Raw genomic sequence first — 24,441 nt, 5'->3', positions numbered from 1 at the left:
CTGTTCCCGGTCCGCGTCAGGTGTCGAACCGGAAGGCGGTCCCGCTGGCGGAGGGCCGCTGCGCGAACTGCTGGCAGAAGCGGTTCAGCGCGGCATAGGGGGCGGTGGGCAACACGTCCCGGAACTCCAGGTGGGTCACGAGGCAGAAGAGCGTGACCTCCAGGTAGCTCAGGTCGCGGTCGGGCGGGAGGGCGGCGAGCGCGGCGCTCGCGTGCTCCTCCAACCACGCCATCATGTTGAGCAGGGACTTGCGCAGCTTGAGGGCGTGGGTCGTCCCCTCACCGCCGCCGGCCATCTTCTCCATGACCAGCGTCACCTCCGTCGCCATGGCTTGCAGGGTGAGCTCCTGCACGTTCGCGAGGAGCGGCACGTCCAGGTCCTCCGGCCACACCACGCGGAGCCTGGGATTGGACTGGCGCCACAGCTCCCGGGAGACATTGAGCGCGCCGAACCAGGCGCCTCGGGAGGTCTTCAGGACGGGGATCCGGAGCGCGGGGTTGCCGCCGTAGTCCGCCGGGTCGGTGGACAGCAGATCCTTCAGCACCTGGAAGGAATGGTCGACGCGCAGCTCCGCGGCGAAGAGCCGCGCGATTCGCGTGAAGTGCGAGCTGGAGCGGCCGATGAGGACGGGTCTGTCGAGCGCGGACATGCAGGGCCCCTGGGACGAAATGGCTTGGAAGGCTACTGCACCACGGACCGATGAGGCCGTCGCCTGCTGGCAGAAGCCAGACGCTGATTTTCTTTGCATTTCCTGTAGAAATTTCCGGTTCTGGTGCTTGTGGAAACTTTCCAGGGTATCCTTGGATAATCGAAGACGGGGGAGGACTCCCGCTGGTCCCAAGGAGATTCCGTGAAAGTTACCGAGCGCGCGCTCAATGCTGTTCCTTCCAATACCCAGACCCAGACGCCCGCGAAGTCTGGACAGGCAACGGAACTCCAATTCCTACAGGGCTTGCAGCAGTTGACCGCCCCGCAGGCGGTGGCGGCGACCCCCGCGGCGGCGCCGACGGCGGACGTGGCCCGCACCAGCTACGTCACGGCGCAGGCAGCCCCCACGCCCACGGGCCCGCTGCTGCCTGACAGCCGCCCCAGCGCGAAGGCCATCAACGACAAGGTGTCGGAGGCCTACACGCAGATTGGCCGCGTTCCTTCGGGCAACGAGCGCAGGGAGATGCTCGCCCTCGCGAATGAACTCGCCGGGAAGGGCAAGAACGCGACGGAGATCAAGTACGCCGTCATCGCGAAGCTCCGCGACATCCAGGCCGGCACCGCCGTGAAGCCCAGCGCCTCCGAGCTGCGCAGCCTGGCGGGTGAGACCTTCAAGACCATCTTCAACCGGGCTCCGGGTGACGACGAGCTCAACCGGTGGGCGAACGAGGCCCAGAAGCTGGCGGACAAGGGGATGGACGCCATCTCCATCAAATACAACCTGCCGTCCATGATGCGCGAGGTGCGCGACGGCCTGGACAAGACCGACCCCGCCGCGCTGAGCAAGCTGGCGAAGGACACCTTCAAGTCCGTCTTCGACCGCTGGCCCGACGACAAGGAACTGGCCCACTGGGCAAAGGAGGCCAAGAAGCTGGTGGACGACGAGAAGATGAGCGCCACCGGCGTGAAGACCACGCTGCCTTCCATGATGCGCGACGTGCGTGACGGCCTGGACAAGACGGACGCCGCCACCTTGAGCAAGCTGGCGACGGAAGCCTACACGGCCATCTTCGGCGAGCCCCCCAAGAAGGACCAGCTGGCCCGCTGGGAGAAGGAAGCGAAGAAGCTGGTGGACGAGAACAAGATGAACGCCGTCGGCGTGAAGAACACGCTGCCCGCCATGATGCGCGAGGTGCGTGACGGCCTGGACAAGACGGACGCCGCCACCCTGAAGCGGCTGGCGACGGAAGCCTACACGGCCATCTTCAACAAGCCCCCCGACAAGGACCAGCTGGCCCACTGGGAGAAGGAAGCCAAGAAGCTGGTGGACGACCAGAAGATGAGTGCCGTGGGCGTGAAGAACACCCTGCCGTCCATGATGCGCGAGGTGCGCGACGGCCTGGACAAGACGGACCGGGCCACGCTGACCCGGCTCCTCACCGAGGCCTTCCGCGAGGTCCTGGGGCCCAACTCCCGGCCCCCCAACCAGGCGGAAATCAACGCCTGGATGAAGAAGGCCGACGAGATGGTGAAGGACAAGCAGGGCGCCACCGCCATCAAGTACGCCTTCATCACCGGCCTGCGCATCGCCCTGGATAACCAGTAGTTTCGAGGGGATGGCGCCAGCCCGCCCTGGGGACTGGCGCCCCGCTTCCCGCCCTGCTGGAATTCGCCATGTAGGCACAACTTCTGATCGGGGCCGCTGGATAATCCCGTTTCAGACACCCCGCGCCTCCTGGGGCGCGCTCATCACCGAGGGGAAAACATGGCGGGCATCACCTCCACCGGCAACAACGCGCGCGTCCTCCCGACCACCACCAACGCTCCCGGTCTGAGCGAGGCGGAGCTGGCGAAGAACCTCAAGCTCATCCAGGCGACCGCCAACGAGGCGCTGTCGCACATCGATGCGCAGCTGAAGCAGGCGGCCGCGCAGCCGGCGCCCGCGAAGACGGCGGACGGCAGCGCGTTCGTGACCAGCCAGCAGCCCTCGGCGGAGTCGCAGCAGACCGCGACGAACGGGGCCTTCCCGTCGGAGGCGCCGAAGTGGGAGGCGCAGATGCGCCCCGCGGACAAGCTCAAGGTGGACAACAACGGCGTCATCACCACGCCGGGCGGCTACAAGATCGAGCAGCTGGGCACGCAGGAGTGGAAGATCTCCGGCCCGGACGGCAAGAGCACCCGCATCTGGGGCGACCCGCACGTCGACGAGAGCGACGGTGGCAAGTTCGACTTCAAGCGCGACACCACCTTCGTGCTGGGTGACGGCACGCAGATCCACGTGGGCTGCGTCCCGTACGGCAACGGCATGACGGTGACGGGCAAGCTGGACATCACCTGCGGCGACGACCACGTGCAGGTCACGGACGTGGACAAGGGCAAGGGCAAGGTCGGCCCCATCACGAAGGACGGGTGGGAGACCTCCGCGGACTTCACCACCAAGCACTTCAGCGACCGCCTGAACATGGGTGACTCCACGGCCTCCTGGTCCTACGGCGGCCGCGAGGTGACGGGCAATGACGGCACGGTGGACAAGTTCAAGACCGGCGACTTCATGACGCTGAGCGAGAAGGCCATCTCCAGCTCGGACGGCAAGACGAGCTCCGCCACGTTCAACAAGGCGACCTTCGACGCGACCCGCGACAACGCGCTGAGCAAGGCCACCGAGGCCGTCACCAAGACCTTCAACGCGCTGGGCAACACCCAGGCGCTGGGCTTCAACCCGTTCACGGGCAACGACGACCTGGGCAAGTACAACAAGGACGAGCACCGCGAGGGCATCCAGAAGGCCTTCGACAGCGTGAAGAGCATGTTCGGCGCGCTCGACGACGTCGGCCGCTTGAATGATATCGTCAAGCGGAACCTGTTCGTCTGACAGTAACCCGCTGTGTTCGGGGGGGCGCTTGCACAAGGCCCCCCGGCGTGAGGTGCCCGTGAGCAGCAAGGCCGCAAGCAGCAAGGCCACAAGCAGCAAGGCCGAGTCTCCCAAGGACGGGCCGAAGGATGGGCCGCCGCTGACGGAGGAGCTCATCCGGGGAGAGGTCACGCTGGGCCAGTTCCTCGGGCTGTCGAACGAGCGGCTCTACAAGTACGCCGCCACGGGGCACCAGATGCTCCAGGCGGGCCGCACGAAGGTCGCGCTCCAGATCTTCGAGGGCCTGGTGGCCGCCGCGCCGCACGACACGGTGTTCCGCGCGCAGCTGGGCGCCGCGTACATGACGGTGGACCGGGTGGACGACGCCTTCGAGGCGTACGACCAGGCCCTGCGCTTCAACAGCTCCAACGTGGACGCCCTGGTGGGCCGCGGGGAGATCTTCCTGCGGCGCGGCAAGGTGGCCGAAGGGCTGAAGGACCTGGGCAAGGCCATCGAGTACGACCCCGGCCTGCGCCGCAAGTCCACGCAGCGGGCCCGCGGGACGCTGCTCGCCCTGAAGAAGCAGGCGGAGCAGGCGAAGGCGACGCCCGCCGCGAAGAAGTAGGCGCCTTTCAGGGCCCTCTCAAGGCTGGGAGGGCCCCTGCAGGGCCGCCGTGATGATGCGCGCGGCGATGGCCGGCTGGTCCCCTCCCATGTGGAGCGTGTTGACCGAGTAGACGAGGCGCCGGCGCAGGTCCCGCGTGGCGCCCATCCCGTTGTTGTAGCCGTGCCGGTCGCCGCTCTTGCCCCAGAAGATGACGCCGTGGATGTCGTAGCGCGTGAGGCCCGCGCTGTAGCTGGCGCCGGGCAGGGCCGGGACGGTGAACAGCTCCTCCAGCTGCTTGCGCGGCAACAGCCGGCCCTGGAAGAGCGCGACGAGGAAGCGGTCCAGGTCCTCGGCGGTGGAGATCATCTCTCCGGCGGCCCAGGGGACGGACTGGCTGGCCTCGGTGACGTCCACCAGGCAGCGCGTGCCGTAGGGGATGGCGCCCTCCGGGCACTGCCCGTCCTCGGGAGCGACCTCCTCGTAGCCATGCGCATGACGCCCGGGAATCGTCACGTCGTTGCCGGGCACGAAGGTGTCCCGCAGGTGCAGGGGCCGGAGGATGCGCTCCCGCACCGCGTCCCCGTAGGGGCGGCCCGTCACCTGTTCGATGAGCAGCCCCGCGACGATGTAGCCGATGTTGCCGTACTCCTGCCGCGTGCCCGGGGCGAAGCGCGGGCCCGGCGGGAGGGACAGCGAGACGAGCTCGCGGGGGCTGAAGCGACGGAACCGGTTCTCGAGGAACCACTCCGGGTCCTTCTGGGGCACCGGCACGCCGGGCAGGCCGTGGGTGTGGTTGAGCAGCTGGCGCACGGTAATGGGCGCGTAGACGCCCGCGGGCAGCAGGCGCGGCAGGTAGTCCTGGACGGGCCGGTCCAGGTCCACGCGGCCCTCCGCGGCCAGCTGCAGCACGACGGTGGCCGTGAACGTCTTCGTCATGCTGCCAATGCGGAAGTGCGCGTCCGCGGGCACCGGGGCCCCGGTGCGGACGTCAGCCACTCCGGACGTCCCCAGCCAACGGCCGTCCGCGCCGCTCACCCGGACCAGGGCGCCGGACACCTCCGCGTTCGGCAGCCCCGCGATGGCCTGACGCAGCGCCTCGCGGTTCAGGGGCGGCAGGGGCGCCTGATCCACCTCCAGCCCCAGCTCGCCCACCTCCAGCCCGGTCCCCACCTGCGCCTCCGGCCCGCAGGCGGGAGTCATGAAGCTCGCGAGCAATGCCATACCAACCCGCAGTCCGCGGTGCAGGACAGCCATGGGTTCCATCTCCTGTGAGGGAAGGGCCGGCGCTTTCCGGCCGGCGGATGGAACACCGGCGTCCCCCGGCGGTGTCACCGGGTGGGTGGAGATTCAGTCCGCCCGCCCGCGTCCTTGCATTGGAACGCGTGATTGGCGCCGCAGGGGGACTCGTCGCCTTGGGAGACCGCCGTCACGGGGGCTCCCGCTGGAGCGCAAATGCTTGCGGGCCGGCGGTGGATTTAACCGCGTTTAATCCCCGCGGCTTTTCGAGACACGTAGGGTGCCCGCCACCTGTCGCGTTGGCAGGCCTTGCATGAACGAGGGGGCAGTCCATGTTGAAGTGCATCGTGCGTCCGCTGTGCCTGGGTGCCGTGATGGCGCTCGCTTCCGCCTGTGGTGGCGCGCTGGACGAGGCCGGAGCGGAGGAGCCGCTCGGCTCCACCGAGCAGGCCGTGTGTCCGCAGGGCTCGGCGGTCGCCGGGTGCCTGGACTTCGCGTCGGGTGGCTTCTCCGACGCGAGTTGTCCCGGGGGCATCAAGTGGAGCTACTGGGACTGCACCCAGTACAAGGCCGGCTCCGGCAGCACCGCGCAGTGGTACGCCAGATGCGGCACGACGCAGTACTACATCTGCGGGGGCACCTACACGACGCCTCCCAACACGAACCCGCCGCGGTGCCTGAAGACCTGCTCGTAGCGGTCAGCGGCCCCCGCGCCGCACGACGGCGGGAGTCAGGCCCGTCACCCGGCGGAACACCGTGGTGAAGTGACTCTGTGAGCTGAAGCCGACCTCCAGGGCGATGTCTCCGAGGGAGCGGGCCGTGTGGCTCAACAGGCCGCGCGCCCGCTCCACCCTCCGCTGCTGCACGTAGGCATGTGGCGTCATGCCCATGGACTGACGGAAGGCGCGGGTGAAATAGAACACGCTCAGGCCGGAGCGCTGGGCCAGCTCACCCACGCGGATCCTCCGCGCGAGGTGCGCTTCGATGAAGAGTCGCACGCGATGGAGCGCGGCGGCGGAGAGGCCCCCTCGCCTCCGCGCGGCCCGCGTGCCTCCTGGCTCCTGGAGCAGCTTCGCCACGCGGGCGGCATGGCGGTCCTGCGACGTCCGCGCGTCGCTCAGGAAGCGGGCAATGACCTTCAGCTCCGCGTCCGGCAAGGGTGACATCAATTGGACGGCATCCGCCTGGACGGGCCCCCAGAGGTTTTCAATCCATTCACGCGCATGCCCGGTGAGCGCGAGCCGCCTGCCATTTCCGGTGCCTTCCCGCTGGACGTAGCCGGCGAGCTCCAGCCGCTCCACGTCGGCGCCTCGCGCGACCGCGCTCAGGGGCGCGGGGCCTCCGAAGTGCAGCTGCGCCAGGCACGTCAGCTCCGCGCGGCCGAGCGCGAGCACCTCTCCCACGGCCGCGTCGAACTCCGCGGAGGCTTCCTGGAAGCGGACGATGTCTGCGCCAATCTGGGCGAGGAGGGAGTGCCGGGGAGTCATGGGGGAACACCGCAAGAACGAGAAAAACAGCACAAGGGCACGAAAGACGCTCACGCGCCCGGGACGCATGCTGTCCCCATGATGAACCTGAAGCCCTCCGCGGCGGAAATCCTGTTGTGGCTCTTCGTGCTGAACCTGGGCGTCGCGTTCGGCGCGGGGCTCTATGAGCACCGCATCTCGCTTCCCCGCTGGCTGGACGCCACGGGCGCGCACTGGTCCGCGGAGGCGGCGCGGCAGGATGACGTGGGCCGGCGCTTCTGGGGGCTCGTGAACACGGGGCCGCTGACGCTGCTCACCCTGGCGAGCCTCTACTTCGCCACGCAGGCCACGGGGCCGCTGCGCGCCTGGTGGCTGGGGGCCGCGCTGGTGGCGCTCGCGGACCGGCTGCTGACCTTCGCGTACTTCATCCCCACGATGATGCGGCTGATGCAGTCCGCGGACTCTCCGGCCGCCGTGGAGACCGCGCTGCGGTGGGCGCGGATGAACCACCTGCGCCATGCGCTGGCGGCGGGAGCGTGGTTCGCGGCCCTTCAAGCCCTTTCATGGCTGCGCGTGAAAGGAAATGCATGATTTGAGAGCCTTATGAATTAGGCTCTTGCCCTGGCGGAGCCAAACGTCGTTCCGCCAAAGAGGGGATGATGGAAGTGCGGATGCGCAAGGCAAGGCTTTGGGCGGTGGTGTTCGCGGTGGGCAGCGGGATGCTCGGCGGGTGTGGGGATTCGGATCCGCCCACGAAGCCGTCTGCGGATGCGGGGACCGTCGATGCAGGGACCGTCGACGCGGGGACCTCCGGTGACGGTGGCACGCAAGGGAATGACGGTGGCACGCAGGTGGACGGCGGTGGCACGCAGGTGGATGCCGGCACGGATGCGGGCTCCCTGGGCGAACCCCTTCCCTGTGAGCGGACGCAGGGCATCTGCGCGGGCGCCCGGCGCGCCGTGGTGGATGGGGCCTACGAGCCGGTGTGCACCGCGCGCTCGTACGGCGCCAGCTACGAGGCCGCGGAGACGCGCTGCGATGGTCTGGACAATGATTGTGACGGGGTGACGGATCCGCCGTCCTGGTCGCAGGTCGCGTCGCTGGGGCTGCCTCCGCACTCGGGCCGGATCAGCAGCCTCCGGGTGACGGACGGCATGCTGGCGGTGGTGTTCGACCGGCAGGCGGTGGCCCGGGTCATCCGGCTGGACACCACGCTGACGTCACCGGGCATCACGGAGGTACCGGTCGAGGTGATGGACGACATGCTCGCGCTGGACTCGGTGAGCACCCGGTTGCTGCGCACGTCCCAGGGGCCCGCGCTGTACTACTCGTCCGCGGGACCGGGCCACGACCATACCCGGGGACACCTCATCCTCCTGGATGAGCAGGGCCACCGCGTGCCCAGGGAGGGCGAGCCCGAGGCCGGCGCGCTCCTCTTCGACCAGCCGGTGGGAGACAGGGCCACCGCGGCGGCCGTTTCGGCGGACGGGACCCAGGTCTTCGCGGCCTGGCGGGACACCTCCGGGATCGTCTTCGGTGGCCGTGAGCTGTGGGGCACGCTCACGGGACTGGACGGTCAGGGCGTGGTCTCACCCCGTGTCCTGATGCGGCCGCTCGCCGAGGACAAGGTTCTCTACGGTGTGGACGTGATGGGGCTGCGGGACGGTGGCTTCGTGGTCCTGGCCCAGGAGATCAAGGAAGGCGCTTCCGAGGGCCTGTTGCGTCTCCAGCGCTTCGACAACGCCCTCCAGCCCGTGGGGGAGGAGCAGACCTTCCCCGCGGATGCGAACCCGGAGACCCGGCTCGTGGACCTGGGGGCCGCGGCGGGCGATGCGCTGGAGTCGCCGGCCATCGTGCTGCGCGGTCCGCAGGGCAGTGACCGCGTGCTGAAGGTCCTGGGCAACCTCTTCGGGGAAGTGAACTCCAGGGCCCTGGCCGTGACGACCCCGGGGGAGGCCCCCTGGTTCGGAACCGCGGTGACGTCTCGGGGCCTCCAGGCAGCGTGGCTCTCCGTGTCCACGGATCCGCAGGGCGGCGATTCCTGGTTCCGGTGGCGGGGACGGTTCTGGGCCCTGGGGCAGGGCGGCGTCCCGAAGGACCTGTCGCCCGGGCCCGACCTGCTGCCCCTGCACCGGTACGCGCAGTGGGTCATGCTGGAGGAGCTTCAGGACAACTGGATGGGGGCGCTCGTGATGACGTCCACCGAGAGCCCGATGGCGCACACCCTCCAGGCGGTCCGCTACTGCGCTCCCTGAGTCACGCCTTGTCCGGGAGGGTGTACTGGAAGTCGTAGGAGTGCTTCCCGCCCGGGGCGATGTCGATGGTCATGGATCCGGCGAGCCCCGTCAGCTCGCCGGTTCCGGAGTCCGGCACCACGGAGATGACGAGGTGGGGCGCGCCGCGCGTCATCACCCCGAAGTGCTGGAGCGCGAAGGTGCCGCTGCGGCCGTCCAGCGTCCCGCTGACGCGCTCCATCGCGACGTACCCGGCGGACCCCTCCACCGCCGTCCGCACCGCGAGCATCTGTCCCTGGCTCGTGGCCTCCAGCGCTCCATGAAAGCGCTTGTCGAGCGCCATCCGGCCCGGAGCCCCCTCCACCACTCCGGCCTCCGGTGCCATGGGGGTGAGCTTGACGTCGAAAGGGCCGTTCGCGCGCTTCGTCATGGGTGCCTGCTCCCTTGCTGGATGGGCGGACACATACGCCCGGAGCCCGCCCCTGGATTGCAAAAACGCGTCAGCTCCCGGGCCTTGGGATTCGCTTAAGACCTTTGCCCTACCGTCGTCGTCACTCCAAGGGGGGTATGCGCATGAGCGACGACGAACGGAATCACCACCACGGACTCCAGCAGGACCTGCGGGTCCTGGCGAAGCGCACGGACCGGCGGGAGCTGCTGCGCTGGATGGCCTTCACCCGCATCTTCCCCGCCTGCTACAGCGGCCGCTGGCCGCACATCCACTTCGAAATCTACCCCTCGGTGGAGGCGACCTCCTCCTCGCGCAACAAGGTGGCCACGTCCCAGCTGGCCCTGCCGGAGGACATCCGCGACGCGGTCTACGCGACGTCTGGCTATTCGCAGAGCGTCCGCAACCTGGGGCAGATCTCCCTCTCCCGCGACAACGTGTTCAGCGACGGCGCGTCCACCCAGCTGGCGACCGTGACGGGCAACACCACGGACGGCTACGCGGCCAGCCTGGTGGTGGGCATCCAGGTCTGACGCGCCCGCCTGCCCGGCCGTGCTCCGTCCTGGAGAGATGGCAACCCTCCGGGACGTGATGCATCTTCAGGTGGCTGCGGCCCATCCACCCGCACGGGAGCCCTGCCGATGTTCCAGCCTCCGAAGGACACCACCTCGAAGAAGCACCGGGGTGGCTACATCCAGCAGACGAAGGACTACGAGAAGATCCGCAAGTCCACGAAGGTGACGGGCAAGCGCATTGGCGGCGCGCTGCGGGCGGAGTTCGCCCGGCAGCAGAAGCGCCGCGACTCGCGCTGAGCCTACTTCGCCTTGGCGGGCGCGAAGTCGAAGGGCTTGTCCTGGGCGATGAGCACCACGCACTCGGCGTCCTTCGCGCACTGGTTGCGGTGCACCACCTTGCCGGGCTGGTCCCAGGTGCTGCCCGCCTCCACGGCGCCGGCCTCCGCGGCGCCCTCGCTGGTGTTCGTCATGCGGCCTTTCACCAGCACGCCGTGATAGTCGGCGGAGTGCGTGTGCGGCCCGGAGTCGAACCCGGCGGGGAACTTCATCAGCAGGGCGTACGGGCCCTTCTTCATGTCGCCCCAGAGGACGTGCACGGACGGGCCGCCGGGCATCATCTCCGTCCAGGTGAGCTTGTCATAGGCGGTCTGCTGGAACGCGGCGGACTCCTTGCCCTTGGCGGCGGCGAAGGTGAACGCGGACACGACGGCGACGGCGGCGACGAGCTTGGGCAGGGTCTTCACGGTGGGACTCCTCGGTGGAAGGAAACGCCAGGGAGGATGACCGCGAGGCGGGTCTGCGAAAATGCCCGTTTGCGCAGACCGCTTCTGCAAGAATGCAGACCATGCCCGAATGGAGCGACCTGCGGCACTTCCTGGCCATCGCGAGGGAGGGCAACCTCTCCGCGGCGGCGCGGCGGTTGAAGGTGGACCAGACCACCGTGGGGCGGCGGCTGGCCGTGCTGGAGAAGGAGCTGGGCGCACGCCTCTTCGACCGGACCCCCACGGGCCTGCGGCCCACGGCGGTGGCGCTGCGCATCCTGCCCGCCGCGGAGGCCGTGGAGGCGGAGGCGCTGCGGGTGGAGCGGCTGGCCAGCGGTGAGGACCTGCGCCCTTCCGGGCCGGTGACGGTCACCGCGACGGACTCGTTCCTGGTCCACAACGTGATGCCGTGGCTGGCGGGCTTCCAGGAGCGGCACCCTGAAATCGAATTGCAGCTGCTCTCTGGTTACGAGGCCCTGTCGCTCGTGCGCCGCGAGGCGGACATCGCCATCCGCCTGGTCCGGCCACAGGAGGCGTCACTGCGGGCCCGGAAGGTGGCTGCCATTGGGGTCGTGCCCTTCGCGTCGAAGGCGTACCTCGCCCGCCGGGGGCCGGTGCGCTTCGACGCGGGCCTCCAGGGGCACGCGGTGGTGGGCTATGCGCAGGACTCGCGGCGCTGGCCGGAGTCGAAGTGGCTGGACGTGCACGCGGCGAAGGCCACCGTCGCGGTGCGGCTCACGTCCATCCTGGGGCTGCTCCAGGCCGCGCGCGAGGGGCTGGGCGTGGCGCTCCTGCCGGCGTACTTCGGCCACCTGCACGCGGAGTTGGTCCCGCTGCGTGACGCGCTGCCGGAACTGGAGCGGACCGTGTGGCTGGTCTTCCACGAGGACCTGGCCCACAACGCGCGGGTGCGCGCGGTGGCGGACTTCCTGGCGCGGACCATCGGGGCGCAGGCGGAGGCGCTCGCGAAGCCTCCCGCCAGGCCCCGGAAGAAGCGCGCGCGGTGAGGGCGTCCCACCCCACCGCGCGCCAGGGATTCACGGCGTGCCGAGCCGCTTGCCCCGGGCGTACTCCAGGCCCAGCAGGTTGCCCCGGTGGTGGATGGGATCCAGCGTGACCTTCTGGATGCGCCAGCCCTCCGCGGCGGTCTTCACCACCTCGTGGGTATAGCGCCCCACCAGGGTCCACTCCTGGGGGTAGCCGTCCATCGTGAAGAAGTGGGAGACCTCCGCGTAGGCGTGCGCCGTCGCGCGCGTGTCGCTGGTGAACTCGGTGCGCACCGTGTTCGCCGTGGAGTGCTGCACGCGGGTGAAGCACTCCAGCGCCTTGTTGCCGAACTGCGCCAGCACGGCGCGCGGCGCGGTGGAGGGCGGCACCCCCATGAAGCGGGAGTAGTCCGACGTCACCTCCGGGGCGAAGACCCGCTCCCAGCGGGTCCAGTCGCCCGTGTCCTTGCCGTGGTCGATGGCCTGCCCGTACTCGGCCACCAGCTCCTGGATGGCAATCCAATCCAGCGTGTACTCCAGGTTCTTCTCGCGCATCCGCGGCTGCCTTCCTGCAAGAGGGGATGCGCAGGCTTTCACTCCCAGTGGCCGTGGAGCAACCCCAGACAACCGGAGCGCCAGGGGCTCACGGCTCCGAGACGATGACCTTGAAGCCCTTGGGCGTGCTGGAGGTATCCACCACGTGCGCCTGGGCCGTCGCCGTCCACACCAACTCCACCTTGCCGGCCGGGGCACCGGGTGGCAGCTCCAGGTCCAGGTTCGCGGTCCATTCGCAGGTTGAACCCAGCCTGCATTCGCGGCTGAGGTACGTCTGGACTTCGGTCGTCACCGGCGCTCCCGCCAGCAGCAGGATGCCAGCCTCCGGACCGGAGAACTCCGTCTCGCCCTCGACCAACACGGCGCGGAGCCAGGGGCCCTCTGTCTGGCTGGGGTCCGCGGGCCTCCATGTGGCCGTCACCAGCACCGTCAATTCCGCCTCGACGATCTTGTCGGGCGACTTCGAGGCCGTGGCCAGCACGACGAGTGGGATGCGGGTCTTGGGGGCCTCGGTCGTGAGGGTCGCCGGCGCACCGGAGTACGGGTCGGAGAACACGTCGTCGGAGATGGCCTGCGACGTCGCGACGACGCTGGCACAGGCGACGAGGAGCGCCAGCCGGGAGGCCCAGTGACGCAGGCGGGAGCTGGGAGAGGATTCACGGTGGTGGGTCATGGTGGGCGCGGACTGAGCAAGCCCGATGCCACGACTTCACAGAGGGAAACATTCCCGGGACACACCCTCCGTCAACTCCAATCGCGACACATGTGTCACGGCCCAGGGGTCAGCGGTAGTGGACCGCGATGCGCTTCCCGTCGAGCACATGAATGTCGATGTCCAGGTCATAGATGTCGCGCAGCACGGCCGGGCGCATGAGCTCCTCCGGCGTCCCCTGGAAGGCGACTCGCCCGCCGCGCATGGCGATGACGTGGTCGGAGTAGCAGGAGGCGTAGTTGAGGTCGTGCAGCACCAGCACCACGCACTTGCCCAGCGTGTCCGCCGCGCGCCGCAGCTCCTTCATCATGGACACGGCGTGCTTCATGTCCAGGCTGTTGAGCGGCTCGTCCAAGAGGACGTAGTGCGTGTCCTGGCACAGCACCATCGCCACGAAGGCGCGCTGGCGCTGGCCGCCGGACAGCTCGTCCAGGAAGCGGTGGGCGATGGACTCCAGGCCCAGGTGGTGCAGGGCTCCCTCCACGAAGGCGCGGTCCTCCACCGTCGGGCGGCCCCGGGAGTGCGGGTAGCGGCCGAACGTCACCAGGTCGCGCACGGTGAGCCGCGAGGTGACGGCGTTGTCCTGCCGCAGGATGGCCAGCCTGCGCGCCAGCGCGTCGCCGGGCGTGTGGGCCACGTCCATGCCATCCACCAGCACCGTGCCGGAGGACAGCGGCAGCAGGCGGCTCACCATCGACAGGAGGGTGGACTTGCCCGCGCCGTTGGGCCCGATGATGGACGTCACGCCCTGCTCCGGGAGCTTCAGCGTGACGTCGTCCACCACCAGGGTGTCGCCGTAGCGGCGGGAGACGTTCCGGGCTTCGATCATCGCAGCGCGCCTCGCATGAGCAGGGTGATGAACATGAGGCCGCCCAGGAACTCGATGATGACGCGCAGGTTGGCGCCAAAGGAGAAGACGCGCTCCAGCACGAGCTGACCACCCAGCAGACCAATCACCGCGAGGAACACCGCGGCGGGCAGCACGTGGACGTGCCGGTGCGAGCGCACCAGCCCGTGCGCCAGGTTCGCCACCAAGAGGCCGAAGAAGGTGACGGGCCCCACCAGCGCCGTGGACACCGACACCAGCACCGCCACCACCGCCAGCAGCCGCGACACCGTGCGGCGGTGGTCCACGCCCAGGCTGATGGCCACGTCGCGGCCCAGGCCCAGCACGTCGCAGGCGTGCAGCAGGCGCAGGCCCAGGACGGACGCGCCTACGGTCATGAATGCCGAAACCACCAGCAGGTCCGGATCCGGGTTGTTGAAGCTGGCGAAGAAGCGGTCCTCCAGGAAGGCGAACTCGCCCGGCGCGATGACGCGCTGGAGGAAGCTGGACAGGCTGCGGAACAGCACGCCCAGCACCACGCCCGTGAGCAGCAGCAGGTGGATGCTCCGCCCGCCGCCCTCGAACAGCCAGCGGTGCAGCACGGCGGAGAAGAGCACCATGACGGTGACCTCCACCGCGAACAGCAGCCGGACGTCCAGGGCCGCCACCATGTGCGAGCCCAGGAAGAAGAGCAGGCACGTCTGGAGCAGCACGTAGAGCGTGTCGAAGCCCATGATGGCGGGCGTCAGCACGCGGTTCTCCGTCACGGTCTGGAACAGCACCGTGGAGACGGCGATGGCGTAGCCCACCAGCAGCACCGTGGCGACCTTGCGCGCGCGGAACGGGAGCACGAAGTCCCACTGGCCGCCCGCGTCCACGGTCATGAACACCAGAACGCAGAAGACGGCCAGGGACCCCAGCAGGAGCAGCCGCCGCTCATGGCCTTCCAGGCTCGGGGCGCTAGCCGACACGGCCGTCCCTCCGGAAGAGCAGGTGGAGGAAGACGAGGCTGCCCACCACGCCCGCCACCGTGCCCACGGGAATCTCATAGGGCTGGCGCACCACCCGCCCGACGAGGTCGCACAGGAGCACGAAGCCCGCGCCCAGCACCGCCACCCACGGAATGGAGCGGCGCGCGTTGTCGCCCACGATGAGGCTGACGACGTTGGGCACCACCAGCCCGATGAAGGGAATCATCCCCACGGTGGCCACCACCACCGCGGTGACCATGGCGACGATGGCCAGCCCCAGCGCCACGATGCGCGGGTGGCTCAATCCCAGGTTGGTGGTGAAGGCCTCGCCCATGCCGGCGACGGTGAAGCGGTCCGCGACCACGTAGGCGAGCACCGTCAGGACGAAGGCGCCCCAGAGCAGCTCATACCGGCCGCGCAGCACGCTGGAGAAGTCGCCCGTGGTCCAGGCCATCAGTGACTGCAGCAGGGAGAAGCGGTAGGCGAAGAACGTCGTCACCGCGTCGAAGATGGCGCCCAGCACCAGCCCGACGACGGGAACGACGAGCGCCGAGCGCAGCGGAATCCGCCGCAGGATGAGCAGGAACAGCGCCGTGCCCGCCATGGAGAAGCCGGCGGCGACGGCGGTCCTCGCGAGGATGGGGATGCCGGGGGCGAGCAGGGTGACGACGAGCAGGCCCAGGCTCGCGGACTCCGCCGTGCCCGCGGTGAAGGGCTCCACGAAGCGGTTGCGCGCGAGCATCTGCATGATGAGGCCCGCCACGCCCAGGGACATGCCCGCCAGCACCAGCGCCAGCGTGCGCGGCACGCGGCTGATGACCAGCACCTGCACGGCGCGCGGGTTCTCCGCGGGTGCCAGGAGCGCGTCCCACGACACGTGGCTCACGCCAATCAACAGGCTCGCGCCCGCGAGCACCAGCACCCCCAGGCCAGCCAGGGCGAGCAGGGGCAGCGGGCCGCGCGTCGCGTCGCTCACGGGCCGTGGCACGGGCAGCGGGGAGGCCACGGGCTCACGTCGCGCGAAGGCAGGCTCAGGGAGCAGGGGGCTGTCGGGGCTTCGCGTAGGCATCGGAGAGCTGCTCCACCAGGCGCCGCAGGGACTGGATGCCGCCGCCGATGAGGTAGGTGTTGGCGGGGTCCAGGTACACGACCTGTCCCTGCTTCCAGGCCGTCGTCTGGCGCACCAGCTCGTTGTCCAGGAGCCGCTGCGCGCCGCCGCCCTCGCCAATGGCCGCGTCCCGGTCGATGACGAACAGCCAGTCCGGGTTGGTCTCCAGGATGAACTCCGAGCCGATGGCCTCCCCGTGCAGCGACGCCTTGAGCGACGGGGCCGCGGGCGGGATGCCGAAGGATTCGTGCAGCACGCCGAAGCGCGAGCCCGGGCCGTAGGCGCTCATCCGCCCGCCGGACGTCAGGACGATGAGCCCCTTGCCCCGCGTGGCGGTGGTCGCCTTCAGCGTCTCGATGGACTGGCGCAGCTCTCCAATCAGGGCGCGCGCCGGGTCCTCCTTGCCGAAGACGGTGGCCAGCCGCTCCGTGTTGCCCACCACGGTGTCCAGGAAGTCCGCGTCGTCCGTCGTCTGGTCGATGGTGGGCGCCATGGCGGCGAGCTTCGCGTACCGGGCGCTGGTCCGGCCGCCGGTGATGATCAGGTCGGGCCGCGCGGCGTGGACGGCCTCGTAGTCAGGCTCGAAGAGCGTTCCGAAGCGCGGGTACTTCTTCGCGTCCGCGTACTTCGCCAGCGGGCCGGGGAAGTACTCACCCGCCACGCCCCGCACCTCCACCCCCAGCGCGTCCAGCGTGTCCAGCGTCGCGAGGTCGAACACCAGGACCTGCTTCGGGTTCGGGGCCACGACGGTGCTGCCCTGCGCGTGCGTGATGGTCCGGCCCGGCCCCTGCGCGGGGACCGCCGGCGTCGTGGCTTCCACGGCGGGCTCGCGCGAGGCACGCAGGCCGAAGAACGCCAGGCCGAGGACCGCGACCCCGAGGAGGGCCGCGACGAGGAGAGGGAAACGCCGGGGAGTGGTGCTCACGAAAAGGCCCGTCCAGAGGGATAGGGGATATCAAGTGATATTGATATTCATTATCGAAGTCGGATATAGCGGATCGCCGCTGGACGGTCAAAACCCATCGACCTTGCGCTCGCCGGGTCTTCCCTTGAAGCTTGAATTTCAAGACTTCCAGGGAGAAGTGCCATGAAGCCCCTCCGTGCCGTCCTGCTGCTGTCCCTCCTGTCCACGGCCCTCGCCGGGACCGCCCATGCGCAGGACAACTCGCGCACGCTGCTGATGCAGTGGCTGGCGGATCCGGATGTGTACAAGGAGAACGACGACCTGTTCTTCCTCACCGGCACCGGCAACGGGGTGGTGCTGCCGCTGTATGAGTCCAACGACCTCACGGCGTTCCGCTTCAAGCGCGACTACAACCCGTCCGCGGCGGATCCGACCTACGACTACTGCTTCCTCTGGGCGCCGGACCTGAGCAAGACGGGCAGCGTCTACCAGCTCCACTTCTCCGGCCACCGGGTGCCCAACGGCGCGGCGTGTCCTCCGTCCGGCCAGGAGGTGACGACCTTCGTCGCCACGGCGCCGGACCTGAACCTGGCCTTCGGCGCGCCGCAGCCCATCAACGCCAACACCACCTGGCCGCGCACCACCACCGGCACGGCGTGCCTGCCGCAGGGGTGCAACCGGAACATCCGCATCGACTCGGCGACGTTCAACGACGGCGTGGACCGCTGGCTCTTCTACGTCTGGTTCCAGAACGGCAACAACATCTCCTCCTTCAACCTGGCCGCGCCCGGTACCGTCTACAACCACGCGGGCCCGGCGGTGTTCGCGACGCCTTCCTACGAGGAGGGCATCAACGAGGCGCCGGAGCTGTTCAAGCGCGACGGGCGCTACTACCTGCTCTTCAGCGGCGGTTGGTACAACAGCCAGTACGCCATGTACTACGTGATGGCGGACACCCTCCCCCAGCTCACGCGGGCGCGGGCGGTGCGGCGGCTGTCATTGCCGCTGAAGAACTCCGCGGGCCGGCTGGTGCAGTCCCACGGCCACAACGTCATCGTCGAGCGGCGCGGCGAGTACTTCAACATCTTCCACGTGGGTGCCTTCGACAGCGCGGGCAACCTCACCTCGCGCAGCACGTACAAGCAGCGCGTGGCGTTCAAGGTGGACGGGGCGATGACGTCGCTCAACCAGGTGAGCGTGCGCTGGAACCGGCTCGCCGGGTACAGCTACTCGCTGGACGTCGTGCTGCGCGACGGGTCGGTGGTGGGCCCGTGCACGTCCGTGACGCTGCTGGGGCAGGCGAACAAGACGGTGTTCGACGGCGTGTGCCGCAGCGCGGGGGACCGCGTGGTGACGAAGGGGGAGATCGCCGCGTTCCGCATCTTCTATTCCAACAACAACGTCTGGGGGCCCTTCGTGGAGAGGGCCTATGACGGCATCTCCGACGACGTGTCGCTGGAACTGCCCGGCGGCGTCACGCCCTTCGTGGACCTGGAGTGGAGCGAGGAGGAGACGGCGGCGCAGTACTCCATCGACGTGCAGCGGCGGGACACGGGCGCGTGGATTGGCCCGTGCATCGGCGTGAATTCGGTGAACAAGAGCCTGGCGTGGACCTACCAGGGGCGCTGCGACACGCCGGGCATCAACGTGCCGGTCTCCAACATCCAGGCCTTCCGCATCTGCTCCGCGGTGAACGGGGACTGGGCCCATGCGCGCTGCGGCGCGGCTGCCTACGACGGGCGGGCCATGCACTCGCGCATCAACATCCCCTGAGTCAGTCGTAGCCGCACATGAAGACGGAGAAGTGGGAGCTGCCCTTCACCTTGTAGTAGAGCTTGTAATATCCCGTGTGTGCGGCCTCGATGGCGGGATGGGCCAGGATCCACTTCATCGTGGTGGGCACGTCGCCGCAGGGCGCGCTGAACCTGTCGTGGAGGTCCTCCAGGAAGGCGGTGGCCCTGTCATTGACCTCGAGTGCCTCCCGGCGCAGGGCCTCCACCTGGGCCGGGGTGCGGATCTCCCGCGTCTGCGGCTCGCTGAGCCAGGTGCTTCCGTCGGAGAAGCGCACCTCCAGCGCCAGCCGCGCGGTGCGCCTGGCCGTCGTGTCCAGCGTGACCTGGAGCGGCAGGCCGGGTTCGTGGGCGTTCTTCCCCAGGGGAACTGGCGTCAGCCGCCGGAGCACCTGGCCCTGGGCGTCCAACTCCACGAGGGTGGCCTCGGTGGGGCGGGGGACGAGCTGGTGTGCGAACACCTTCATCTGGAGCGGGGTCTTGTCTCCCACGAGGAAGTCCTTGGGTTCCTCCAGGACCAGCGGCGGTTGGGCTGGCCCAGGCTGGGAGTGGAGATCGTCACAGCGCACGGTCAGCTTCACGCTGACGTCGTGCTCCCCGGGAGGCAGTCCCTCGCAGCTCAGCTTGACGTGCAGGGTCCGCTCCAGGGCGGTGGCGGTGTCTTTACATTGGAGGACCTGCTGCACCGGCCAGAGGGGTGGGGCCAGCTCGAAGGAGCCTCCTGACGCACCGGCATCCCCGGGCCGCAGCGTGAGGTTCACGTCTCCCGTGGCGCTGCTCAGCTCCACCTTCTCCAGGCGGTCGCCGCAGGGGGTCCGCAGCTCCATGCTGGGATGGAGCCAGAGGGGCGTGGCGCCGCCGCCGTCGATGCCCGTGAGCCTTCCCTTCACCACGTAGGCGGTGGTTCTCTGGCGGAGCTCGGCTCGGGGACGGCGCATGGCCTCCATGGCGGACTGGACCATCCGCGCCTGGTAGCGGTTGGCCTGGAGTGGGGTCAGGCGCTCCTGCTGCGCGGCCGTGAGCGGCATGACCGGGAACGGATTGTCGGGCAGGGGCTCCCGGCTCTTGAGGATGAGCTGGTCGGGGCCCCGCTTCGTCTCCACCCGGAGCCAGAGATCCTCCGCGGGCTGGGGCGTCAGCGCGTCCTGCAGGTCGGTGGCGCCGAGCTGGGGCAGGGGCACCTTGATGAAGGCCCTGAAGGGCTGGGGGACGCCCGTCACCTTCATGCCCTTCTCAAGGCCCGCCTCGGCGGCGACGCTCTTGGGCACGACCCGGGTGACGGTGACCGTCTTGCCATCCGAGCGCGCGGAGTAGCCCGCGGACTTCATCGTGACGGTGAACGGCGCCGCCGCGAACAGCCAGGCGCCGGTGAACACGGACAGCAGCGAGGCGAGGAACATCGGTGGCACTCCGGGGACGGTGGGCCCGTCCCGTCTGGGGGAACGCGCTGGCCGTCAGCGCGGGGCGAAGCGCTTCGCGGACCGCAGCTTCGCCTTCATGGCTTCCATGTCGCGGTTGCGCGGCGGGGCGGTGGTCACCAGCGAGTCCATCAGCCGGCGCGCGACCTCGGTGACGTCCTCGACGGCGCGGTTGAAGGCCTCCTCGTTCGCCTTGGAGGGGGCGCTGGTGCCGCTGAGCTTCCGCACGAACTGCAGGGCCGCCGCCCGCACCTCCGCGTCGGACGCGGGGGGCTCGAAGTTGAACAGCGTCTTGATGCTGCGGCACATGGGCGGCTTCCTTTGCGTGAAGAAATACCAGCGTAGCGCACCGCGAGAACGTCACTTGGCTCGGCGGGGCTGAAATGGTTCTCTCCGGACTCACCCTTTTCCCGGAAAAGTCCTCCCCCCCGATGAGAAACCTCTTCGCCGTCCCCGTGGCCCTCTTCTCGTTCGCGATGCTCGCCTGTGGCGGCGGCGCGGCCCCCGAGCAGCAGACCCCCGCGCCCACGCAGCAGGAGCAGGGGCTCAACGCGGTGGGCCAGGGCTGTTCGGCGGACACCCAGTGCTCGACGGGCCTGTGCTGGACGGAGTCGGACTCGTATCCCCTCTACAACCCGTACTGGATCCGCGCGGACCAGTGCACCGAGGAGTGCGGCGGCGAGGGCGACAACGCCTACTGCCAGCAGCTGGCCGCGGAGTTCAACGCGCCGTACCCCAACCAGGCGCGCTGCATCCCCGCGCGCGGCGTCTACGACAACTACCCGTACGACGACATCTTCTACGTCTGCGACCTCATCCCCGCCGGCCTGGGCAAGGTCCACTGGGTGGAGTAGCCGGCTGACCCCCGCCGTCCGGAGGACGTTTCGCTCCGGACGGCGCGGGAGTCCGCATTCGATGTAAAATCAGCTCAGACTGATTTGAGGGGGACATCATGCGGCTCGATATTTTTTCGGAGATGCAGCACCCGAAGGAGCGTTGGAGCGGTCCGGACCACGAGCACCAGATCATCCAGGAGACGCTGGAGCAGGCGCGGCTGGCGGACGAGATGGGGTACGGCGTCTGGTGGCAGGTGGAGCACCACACCGCGGTGGAGTTCAGCTACAGCTCCGCGCCGGAGATCATGCTCACCGCCATCGCGCGGAGCACGAAGAACCTGCACGTCGGACACTCGTCGGTGCTGGCGCCCACGCGCTTCAACCATCCCATCCGCATCGCGGAGCGCGCGGCCTTCATCGACCATCTGAGCGGAGGGCGCTTCCAGCTGGGGCTGGCGCGCAGCACCATCCCGGAGTGGCGCACCTTCAACATCGAGCCGGACTCCACGCGCGGGCAGATGCAGCAGGCCTTCGAGCTGGTCCCGAAGCTGTGGACCCAGGACAAGGTGTCCTGGGACGGGCCGGACCTGAAGCTCAAGGACGTCACCGTCATCCCCAAGCCGTACCGCAAGCCGCACCCGCCGCTGTGGCAGGCGTGCTCCAGCCCCGCGTCGTTCGAGCAGGCGGGACGCAACGGCGTGGGTGCGCTGGGCGTGACGCTCTGGGCCTCTCCGGACGAGGTGGCGGAGATGATCCACATCTACCGCGAGGCCCTGCGCACGCGCTGCGAGCCGGTGGGCGGGTTCGTCAACAACCAGGTCGCCTTCTTCACCTTCGTGCACTGCGCGGACAGCGAGCGCGAGGCCATGGAGAACGGCGCCGCGAAGGCCGCCGCCTGGTACACGAGCGGGTCGTTCACCTTCTTCGAGGCGAAGGACGCCTTCGTGAAGACGGCCGCGGAGCTGGAGGCGCTGGCGAAGGACCCGGCGGGCGGAGGCCTCACGGGTCAGTACCTGCGCAAGAAGGATCCGAACGCGCCGCAGTCCCAGGCGCAGCGGCTCCTGGGCCGCATCATGTCCGGTGAGACCGTGCCGGATGAGCAGGTCTGGGAGGTGCTGAGCGCGCAGGACTCGCTCATCGTGGGGACGCAGGACCAGGTGCGCGCGGGGCTCAAGCGCTACCAGGCGCTGGGCATCGACGCGCTCATGTCCTTCCACCAGGTGGGCGCGCTGGCGCACGACAAGGTCCTGAAGAGCATCCGCCTCACGGGCGAGCTCATCCCGGAATTCAGGACACCGGCGGCGCCGTAGCGGGCGACGGGAGGGCAGGGGAGCGTCTGGGCGCGACGCCCACGCTCCGCGCCACTTCTCCCGTGGGGCGGGACGGAGCAAGCTGACCTCGTGTCCCGCCGCTCACAGCTGCTCCTGCTGCTCGGGGTGTCCGTGCTCCTGCACGTGGCGCTCCTCGTGGCGCTGTCGCGGAGCCCGTCCGGCCGCGTCCGGCATCCCGAGCCGCCGCGGATCATCGAGATGGAGGTCGTCACCCGCGACGCACGCCCCGCGCCGTCCGAGCCCGAAGCGGAGCCTCGGCCCCCTCGCTCGCCCGAGCGCGAACCCTCCACGAGCGCGCGAAAGAAGGATGAAGCCCCGGCGCGCAAGGCGGAGCGTGACGCCTCCACCAGCGCGCAGGCGAAGGATGAAGCCCTGGCGGAGCGCGAGCCCTCCACGCGGGCGAAGGACGAAGCGCCCGCCGAGGCGCCCGCACCCACCGGGAGCGCTGCTCCGGCGCCCCTCGCGGAAGCACCCGAGCGCACGTCACCCCCGGTCCGGGACGTCCCGCTCCAACTGGAACCGCCCGGGCTGCTGGGCGGTGGGCTGCTGAAGGGTCCTCCGTCGACGGGGCGGACGCTTCGCAACGTGCCGGGGGCCGAGCCGGACCCCAAGGCGCTGGCGGCCCGTGAGGCGGAGGAGGCGCGTCAGCGGGTGGATGGCTGGGCCAAGGACGCGACCGCGTCCGCGCGGGCCTCGGGCGCGACGCCTCCCTACTTCGCGAAGCTGCGCCAGGGCTTCGCCGAGCGCCTCGTGAACCCGCCCCCTCCCGACAAGCAGGTGGTCCTCGGCCGGCTCAAGCGCGAGCAGCTGGAGGCCATCGAGCGGTTCGGCAAGACGGGCACGCCCTTCGCGCCCAAGGAGCGCGACGTCCGTCGCGAAACGTCCGACCGGCTGCGCGCGGCGGTGGAGGCCGGGCGCGCGGCGGACATGTACATGGTCGACGTCACGGCCCCCATCCTCGCGCTCGTCGCCATCGTGGAGGTGCGGCAGGCGCGCGATGGCAGCCTGCTCGACCTCCAGGTGCTGGAGGGCTCCGGGGATCCGAAGTTCGACACCTGGGCGGTGGCCCACCTGCGCGATGCGCTCGCCAGCGCGGACGCGCCCAAGGCGGACGGCGTGGGCATCCGCGAGGACGGGATGCGGACCCGCTGGCGGTTGGAGGAGTACCTGGGCAACCCCCGCGTGCGGATCCACCTCATCTCCATCTACTGACTCATTCCCCTCCAACGCCGCCGATGCGGCTGCCCGTCGCGGCGTCCAGCACGTGAAGGCCGCCCCACTGCGACACGTACACCCGGCCGTCCCGGGGCCAGAGGGTGGGCGCCACGGAGCTGAAATGGGACTCGGGCAGGGCCACGTCCCAGGTGACAGCGCCGGTGCGCAGGTCGCGACGGATGAGGTGCGTGCCTCCCTTCTCCAGGCCGTAGACGACGTACACGGCGTCCTGGGTGATTTCCCCTACCTCCGGCGCGGTGTCCCGCAGCTCGAGTGGATCCCTCTCCGCCACGACGCCATGCCACAGCGGCTTGCGGTTGCCCGGCGCGTACAGCCCCACCAGGGGCACCTGCGTCCCAGGCCATCGCGTGCCCAGCGACAGGGTGTAGCCGTTCGCACGGTAGAGGTACTTCGTGGAGAAGCCGCGGATGTCGGAGGGCGGGTAGCTGGAGCGCTCGCAGGTGGTGGGGTGCTCGGCCGGCCGGCTCATGTCGCAGGTCTGGGGGCTCAGGGGCGGCGTGGCGCAGCCCTTCGGGGCCCGGGGCGCGGGCTTCGCGGTGGCCGTGCGCGTGTCGAAGAGCACGTGCTGGTGGTCCACCACCTCCACCCAGACGGACGTCGTGTCCCCCGGAGGAATGCAGAGCCGGCGCGGCGAGTCCGTCAGCGGCACGCGCCCCAGCCGCTTGCCCGTTTCAAGCTCCAGCAGGTCCACCGCGCGCTGCTCGCTCATCACCAGCCGGCCGGCCTGGGCGATGACCTTCGTGCGGCTGGAGGCGTCCGGACCTTCCGAGGGCAATGACTCCCAGAGCTTCTGGAACGTCCGCCCGTCGAACGCGGCGATGACGTGCCGGTAGTTGGAGCCTCCCTCGTGGCGGCTCACGTGGCCGACGATGTCCTCCGTCCCATCCCCGTTGACGTCCACGAACGCGGGCGCGCCCCGCTCCGCCCACTGGAGGCGCTCCGGCGGAGGCTGGGGCTCGACGGGCGGCCCGGGGATGACCTGTCTCTTATAAACATCTGACG

27 protein-coding genes are annotated in these 24,441 nt (G+C 69.5%); 13 read left to right on the top strand and 14 right to left on the bottom strand.

All coding sequences use genetic code 11. From position 1 onward, the window contains the following. Positions 1–16: 16 nt before the first annotated feature. A complete protein-coding gene (locus tag D7W79_RS00960) occupies positions 17–649 on the bottom strand; it encodes a glutathione S-transferase N-terminal domain-containing protein (protein ID WP_120523429.1) in 633 nt (210 codons plus the stop codon). A 303-nt stretch (positions 650–952) separates the two neighbouring features. Between D7W79_RS00960 and D7W79_RS00955 the strand changes: the two genes are divergently transcribed. The 3 genes from D7W79_RS00955 (at position 953) to D7W79_RS00945 (ending at position 4,124) form a co-directional block, all read left to right on the top strand. Beyond that, positions 953–2,254 (top strand): hypothetical protein, encoded by a 1,302-nt coding sequence (locus D7W79_RS00955; protein WP_120523428.1) that lies wholly within the window; start codon positions 953–955, stop codon positions 2,252–2,254. 159 nt (positions 2,255–2,413) lie between these two features. Beyond that, positions 2,414–3,520 (top strand): DUF1521 domain-containing protein, encoded by a 1,107-nt coding sequence (locus D7W79_RS00950; RefSeq protein WP_120523427.1) that lies wholly within the window; start codon positions 2,414–2,416, stop codon positions 3,518–3,520. Between the two features lie 58 nt (positions 3,521–3,578). Further along, positions 3,579–4,124 (top strand): tetratricopeptide repeat protein, encoded by a 546-nt coding sequence (locus D7W79_RS00945; protein WP_244221537.1) that lies wholly within the window; start codon positions 3,579–3,581, stop codon positions 4,122–4,124. An 18-nt stretch (positions 4,125–4,142) separates the two neighbouring features. Here the strand turns inward: D7W79_RS00945 and D7W79_RS00940 are convergent, their stop codons facing one another. After that, positions 4,143–5,306 (bottom strand): serine hydrolase domain-containing protein, encoded by a 1,164-nt coding sequence (locus tag D7W79_RS00940; protein ID WP_244221536.1) that lies wholly within the window; start codon positions 5,304–5,306, stop codon positions 4,143–4,145. A gap of 368 nt (positions 5,307–5,674) precedes the next feature. Here D7W79_RS00940 and D7W79_RS00935 point away from each other — a divergent pair, with 368 nt between their 5' ends. After that, entirely contained in the window at positions 5,675–6,037 is a 363-nt protein-coding gene (locus tag D7W79_RS00935; RefSeq protein WP_120523424.1) for a hypothetical protein, read from the top strand. Positions 6,038–6,040: 3 nt separating this feature from the next. Here the strand turns inward: D7W79_RS00935 and D7W79_RS00930 are convergent, their stop codons facing one another. Next, a complete protein-coding gene (locus D7W79_RS00930) occupies positions 6,041–6,829 on the bottom strand; it encodes a helix-turn-helix domain-containing protein (RefSeq protein ID WP_120523423.1) in 789 nt (262 codons plus the stop codon). A 78-nt stretch (positions 6,830–6,907) separates the two neighbouring features. Here D7W79_RS00930 and D7W79_RS00925 point away from each other — a divergent pair, with 78 nt between their 5' ends. Together D7W79_RS00925 and D7W79_RS00920 are read left to right on the top strand one after the other, a co-directional pair. After that, positions 6,908–7,399, top strand: coding sequence for a DUF1772 domain-containing protein (locus D7W79_RS00925; protein ID WP_120523422.1), 492 nt, complete (start codon positions 6,908–6,910; stop codon positions 7,397–7,399). A gap of 68 nt (positions 7,400–7,467) precedes the next feature. Continuing rightward, positions 7,468–9,063, top strand: a complete 1,596-nt coding sequence (locus D7W79_RS00920) for a putative metal-binding motif-containing protein (protein ID WP_208729609.1) — start codon at positions 7,468–7,470, stop codon at positions 9,061–9,063. Position 9,064: 1 nt separating this feature from the next. Here D7W79_RS00920 and D7W79_RS00915 read toward each other — a convergent pair whose 3' ends face one another. After that, on the bottom strand, positions 9,065–9,472 hold the full coding sequence (locus tag D7W79_RS00915) for a DUF3224 domain-containing protein (protein WP_120523420.1): 408 nt from the start codon (positions 9,470–9,472) through the stop codon (positions 9,065–9,067). A gap of 143 nt (positions 9,473–9,615) precedes the next feature. Here D7W79_RS00915 and D7W79_RS00910 point away from each other — a divergent pair, with 143 nt between their 5' ends. Both D7W79_RS00910 and D7W79_RS43450 read left to right on the top strand, forming a co-directional pair. Continuing rightward, positions 9,616–10,023, top strand: coding sequence for a peptidase associated/transthyretin-like domain-containing protein (locus D7W79_RS00910; protein ID WP_120523458.1), 408 nt, complete (start codon positions 9,616–9,618; stop codon positions 10,021–10,023). Between the two features lie 108 nt (positions 10,024–10,131). Then, positions 10,132–10,302 carry a hypothetical protein gene (locus tag D7W79_RS43450; protein WP_158616851.1) on the top strand — a complete coding sequence of 57 codons (171 nt, stop codon included), beginning with the start codon at positions 10,132–10,134 and terminating at the stop codon, positions 10,300–10,302. Between the two features lie 2 nt (positions 10,303–10,304). Here the strand turns inward: D7W79_RS43450 and D7W79_RS45610 are convergent, their stop codons facing one another. Continuing rightward, entirely contained in the window at positions 10,305–10,748 is a 444-nt protein-coding gene (locus D7W79_RS45610) for a DUF4437 domain-containing protein (protein WP_120523419.1), read from the bottom strand. A 101-nt stretch (positions 10,749–10,849) separates the two neighbouring features. On the opposite strand from D7W79_RS45610, the gene D7W79_RS00900 reads away from it, so the two are divergent. Next, entirely contained in the window at positions 10,850–11,773 is a 924-nt protein-coding gene (locus D7W79_RS00900; protein WP_158616850.1) for a LysR family transcriptional regulator, read from the top strand. A 30-nt stretch (positions 11,774–11,803) separates the two neighbouring features. On the opposite strand, the gene D7W79_RS00895 is transcribed toward D7W79_RS00900, so the two are convergent. From D7W79_RS00895 to D7W79_RS00870, 6 genes are all read right to left on the bottom strand, one after another. Then, on the bottom strand, positions 11,804–12,307 hold the full coding sequence (locus D7W79_RS00895; RefSeq protein WP_120523417.1) for a nuclear transport factor 2 family protein: 504 nt from the start codon (positions 12,305–12,307) through the stop codon (positions 11,804–11,806). A gap of 88 nt (positions 12,308–12,395) precedes the next feature. After that, the gene (locus D7W79_RS00890; protein WP_120523416.1) at positions 12,396–12,980 is read right to left on the bottom strand and encodes a hypothetical protein; all 585 of its coding nucleotides are present in this window, start codon (positions 12,978–12,980) and stop codon (positions 12,396–12,398) included. Positions 12,981–13,089: 109 nt separating this feature from the next. Next, complete coding sequence (locus D7W79_RS00885; protein WP_120523415.1) at positions 13,090–13,848, bottom strand: iron ABC transporter ATP-binding protein; 759 nt, start codon at positions 13,846–13,848, stop codon at positions 13,090–13,092. Then, positions 13,845–14,816 (bottom strand): iron chelate uptake ABC transporter family permease subunit, encoded by a 972-nt coding sequence (locus tag D7W79_RS00880; protein WP_120523414.1) that lies wholly within the window; start codon positions 14,814–14,816, stop codon positions 13,845–13,847. Before D7W79_RS00880 ends, D7W79_RS00885 begins: the two co-directional genes overlap by 4 nt. Next, positions 14,806–15,792 carry an ABC transporter permease gene (locus tag D7W79_RS00875; protein WP_208729605.1) on the bottom strand — a complete coding sequence of 329 codons (987 nt, stop codon included), beginning with the start codon at positions 15,790–15,792 and terminating at the stop codon, positions 14,806–14,808. The genes D7W79_RS00880 and D7W79_RS00875 overlap by 11 nt, the downstream gene beginning before the upstream one ends. 55 nt (positions 15,793–15,847) lie before the next feature. Then, positions 15,848–16,849, bottom strand: coding sequence for a siderophore ABC transporter substrate-binding protein (locus tag D7W79_RS00870; RefSeq protein ID WP_120523413.1), 1,002 nt, complete (start codon positions 16,847–16,849; stop codon positions 15,848–15,850). Between the two features lie 162 nt (positions 16,850–17,011). On the opposite strand from D7W79_RS00870, the gene D7W79_RS00865 reads away from it, so the two are divergent. After that, the gene (locus D7W79_RS00865; protein WP_120523412.1) at positions 17,012–18,601 is read left to right on the top strand and encodes a family 43 glycosylhydrolase; all 1,590 of its coding nucleotides are present in this window, start codon (positions 17,012–17,014) and stop codon (positions 18,599–18,601) included. A 1-nt stretch (position 18,602) separates the two neighbouring features. Here the strand turns inward: D7W79_RS00865 and D7W79_RS00860 are convergent, their stop codons facing one another. Both D7W79_RS00860 and D7W79_RS00855 read right to left on the bottom strand, forming a co-directional pair. Next, complete coding sequence (locus D7W79_RS00860) at positions 18,603–20,018, bottom strand: hypothetical protein (protein WP_120523411.1); 1,416 nt, start codon at positions 20,016–20,018, stop codon at positions 18,603–18,605. 54 nt (positions 20,019–20,072) lie between these two features. After that, positions 20,073–20,345: a DUF2277 domain-containing protein gene (locus tag D7W79_RS00855; protein ID WP_120523410.1), complete on the bottom strand. Its 273-nt coding sequence runs from the start codon at positions 20,343–20,345 to the stop codon at positions 20,073–20,075. Between the two features lie 122 nt (positions 20,346–20,467). Between D7W79_RS00855 and D7W79_RS00850 the strand changes: the two genes are divergently transcribed. From D7W79_RS00850 to D7W79_RS00840, 3 genes are all read left to right on the top strand, one after another. Beyond that, the gene (locus D7W79_RS00850; protein WP_120523409.1) at positions 20,468–20,890 is read left to right on the top strand and encodes a hypothetical protein; all 423 of its coding nucleotides are present in this window, start codon (positions 20,468–20,470) and stop codon (positions 20,888–20,890) included. A 98-nt stretch (positions 20,891–20,988) separates the two neighbouring features. Then, positions 20,989–22,182 carry an LLM class flavin-dependent oxidoreductase gene (locus D7W79_RS00845; protein ID WP_120523408.1) on the top strand — a complete coding sequence of 398 codons (1,194 nt, stop codon included), beginning with the start codon at positions 20,989–20,991 and terminating at the stop codon, positions 22,180–22,182. A gap of 90 nt (positions 22,183–22,272) precedes the next feature. Further along, entirely contained in the window at positions 22,273–23,415 is a 1,143-nt protein-coding gene (locus tag D7W79_RS00840) for a ferrichrome ABC transporter substrate-binding protein (RefSeq protein WP_120523407.1), read from the top strand. Between the two features lies 1 nt (position 23,416). Here the strand turns inward: D7W79_RS00840 and D7W79_RS00835 are convergent. Beyond that, a partial coding sequence (locus tag D7W79_RS00835; protein ID WP_120523456.1) for a hypothetical protein occupies positions 23,417–24,441 on the bottom strand: 1,025 nt, incomplete at its 5' end.

It is taken from the genome of Corallococcus exercitus (genome assembly GCF_003611585.1).
Lineage (GTDB): Bacteria > Myxococcota > Myxococcia > Myxococcales > Myxococcaceae > Corallococcus > Corallococcus exercitus.
Note: the sequence above shows the minus strand (reverse complement) of the source record. Positions and strands in the feature narration are given on the sequence as shown.

Bases quoted from the DNA above. Each gene is read 5' to 3' on its own strand.
- D7W79_RS00920 (WP_208729609.1), top strand. From the start codon at position 7,468: ATGGAAGTGCGGATGCGCAAGGCAAGGCTTTGGGCGGTGGTGTTCGCG.
- D7W79_RS00860 (WP_120523411.1), bottom strand. From the start codon at position 20,018: ATGTTCCTCGCCTCGCTGCTGTCCGTGTTCACCGGCGCCTGGCTGTTC.
- D7W79_RS00850 (WP_120523409.1), top strand. From the start codon at position 20,468: ATGAGAAACCTCTTCGCCGTCCCCGTGGCCCTCTTCTCGTTCGCGATG.
- D7W79_RS00915 (WP_120523420.1), bottom strand. From the start codon at position 9,472: ATGACGAAGCGCGCGAACGGCCCTTTCGACGTCAAGCTCACCCCCATG.
- D7W79_RS00930 (WP_120523423.1), bottom strand. From the start codon at position 6,829: ATGACTCCCCGGCACTCCCTCCTCGCCCAGATTGGCGCAGACATCGTC.
- D7W79_RS00845 (WP_120523408.1), top strand. From the start codon at position 20,989: ATGCGGCTCGATATTTTTTCGGAGATGCAGCACCCGAAGGAGCGTTGG.
- D7W79_RS00900 (WP_158616850.1), top strand. From the start codon at position 10,850: ATGCCCGAATGGAGCGACCTGCGGCACTTCCTGGCCATCGCGAGGGAG.
- D7W79_RS00895 (WP_120523417.1), bottom strand. From the start codon at position 12,307: ATGCGCGAGAAGAACCTGGAGTACACGCTGGATTGGATTGCCATCCAG.
- D7W79_RS00885 (WP_120523415.1), bottom strand. From the start codon at position 13,848: ATGATCGAAGCCCGGAACGTCTCCCGCCGCTACGGCGACACCCTGGTG.
- D7W79_RS00910 (WP_120523458.1), top strand. From the start codon at position 9,616: ATGAGCGACGACGAACGGAATCACCACCACGGACTCCAGCAGGACCTG.
- D7W79_RS43450 (WP_158616851.1), top strand. From the start codon at position 10,132: ATGTTCCAGCCTCCGAAGGACACCACCTCGAAGAAGCACCGGGGTGGC.
- D7W79_RS00935 (WP_120523424.1), top strand. From the start codon at position 5,675: ATGTTGAAGTGCATCGTGCGTCCGCTGTGCCTGGGTGCCGTGATGGCG.
- D7W79_RS00890 (WP_120523416.1), bottom strand. From the start codon at position 12,980: ATGACCCACCACCGTGAATCCTCTCCCAGCTCCCGCCTGCGTCACTGG.
- D7W79_RS00950 (WP_120523427.1), top strand. From the start codon at position 2,414: ATGGCGGGCATCACCTCCACCGGCAACAACGCGCGCGTCCTCCCGACC.
- D7W79_RS00960 (WP_120523429.1), bottom strand. From the start codon at position 649: ATGTCCGCGCTCGACAGACCCGTCCTCATCGGCCGCTCCAGCTCGCAC.
- D7W79_RS00925 (WP_120523422.1), top strand. From the start codon at position 6,908: ATGATGAACCTGAAGCCCTCCGCGGCGGAAATCCTGTTGTGGCTCTTC.
- D7W79_RS00940 (WP_244221536.1), bottom strand. From the start codon at position 5,306: ATGACTCCCGCCTGCGGGCCGGAGGCGCAGGTGGGGACCGGGCTGGAG.
- D7W79_RS00855 (WP_120523410.1), bottom strand. From the start codon at position 20,345: ATGTGCCGCAGCATCAAGACGCTGTTCAACTTCGAGCCCCCCGCGTCC.
- D7W79_RS00865 (WP_120523412.1), top strand. From the start codon at position 17,012: ATGAAGCCCCTCCGTGCCGTCCTGCTGCTGTCCCTCCTGTCCACGGCC.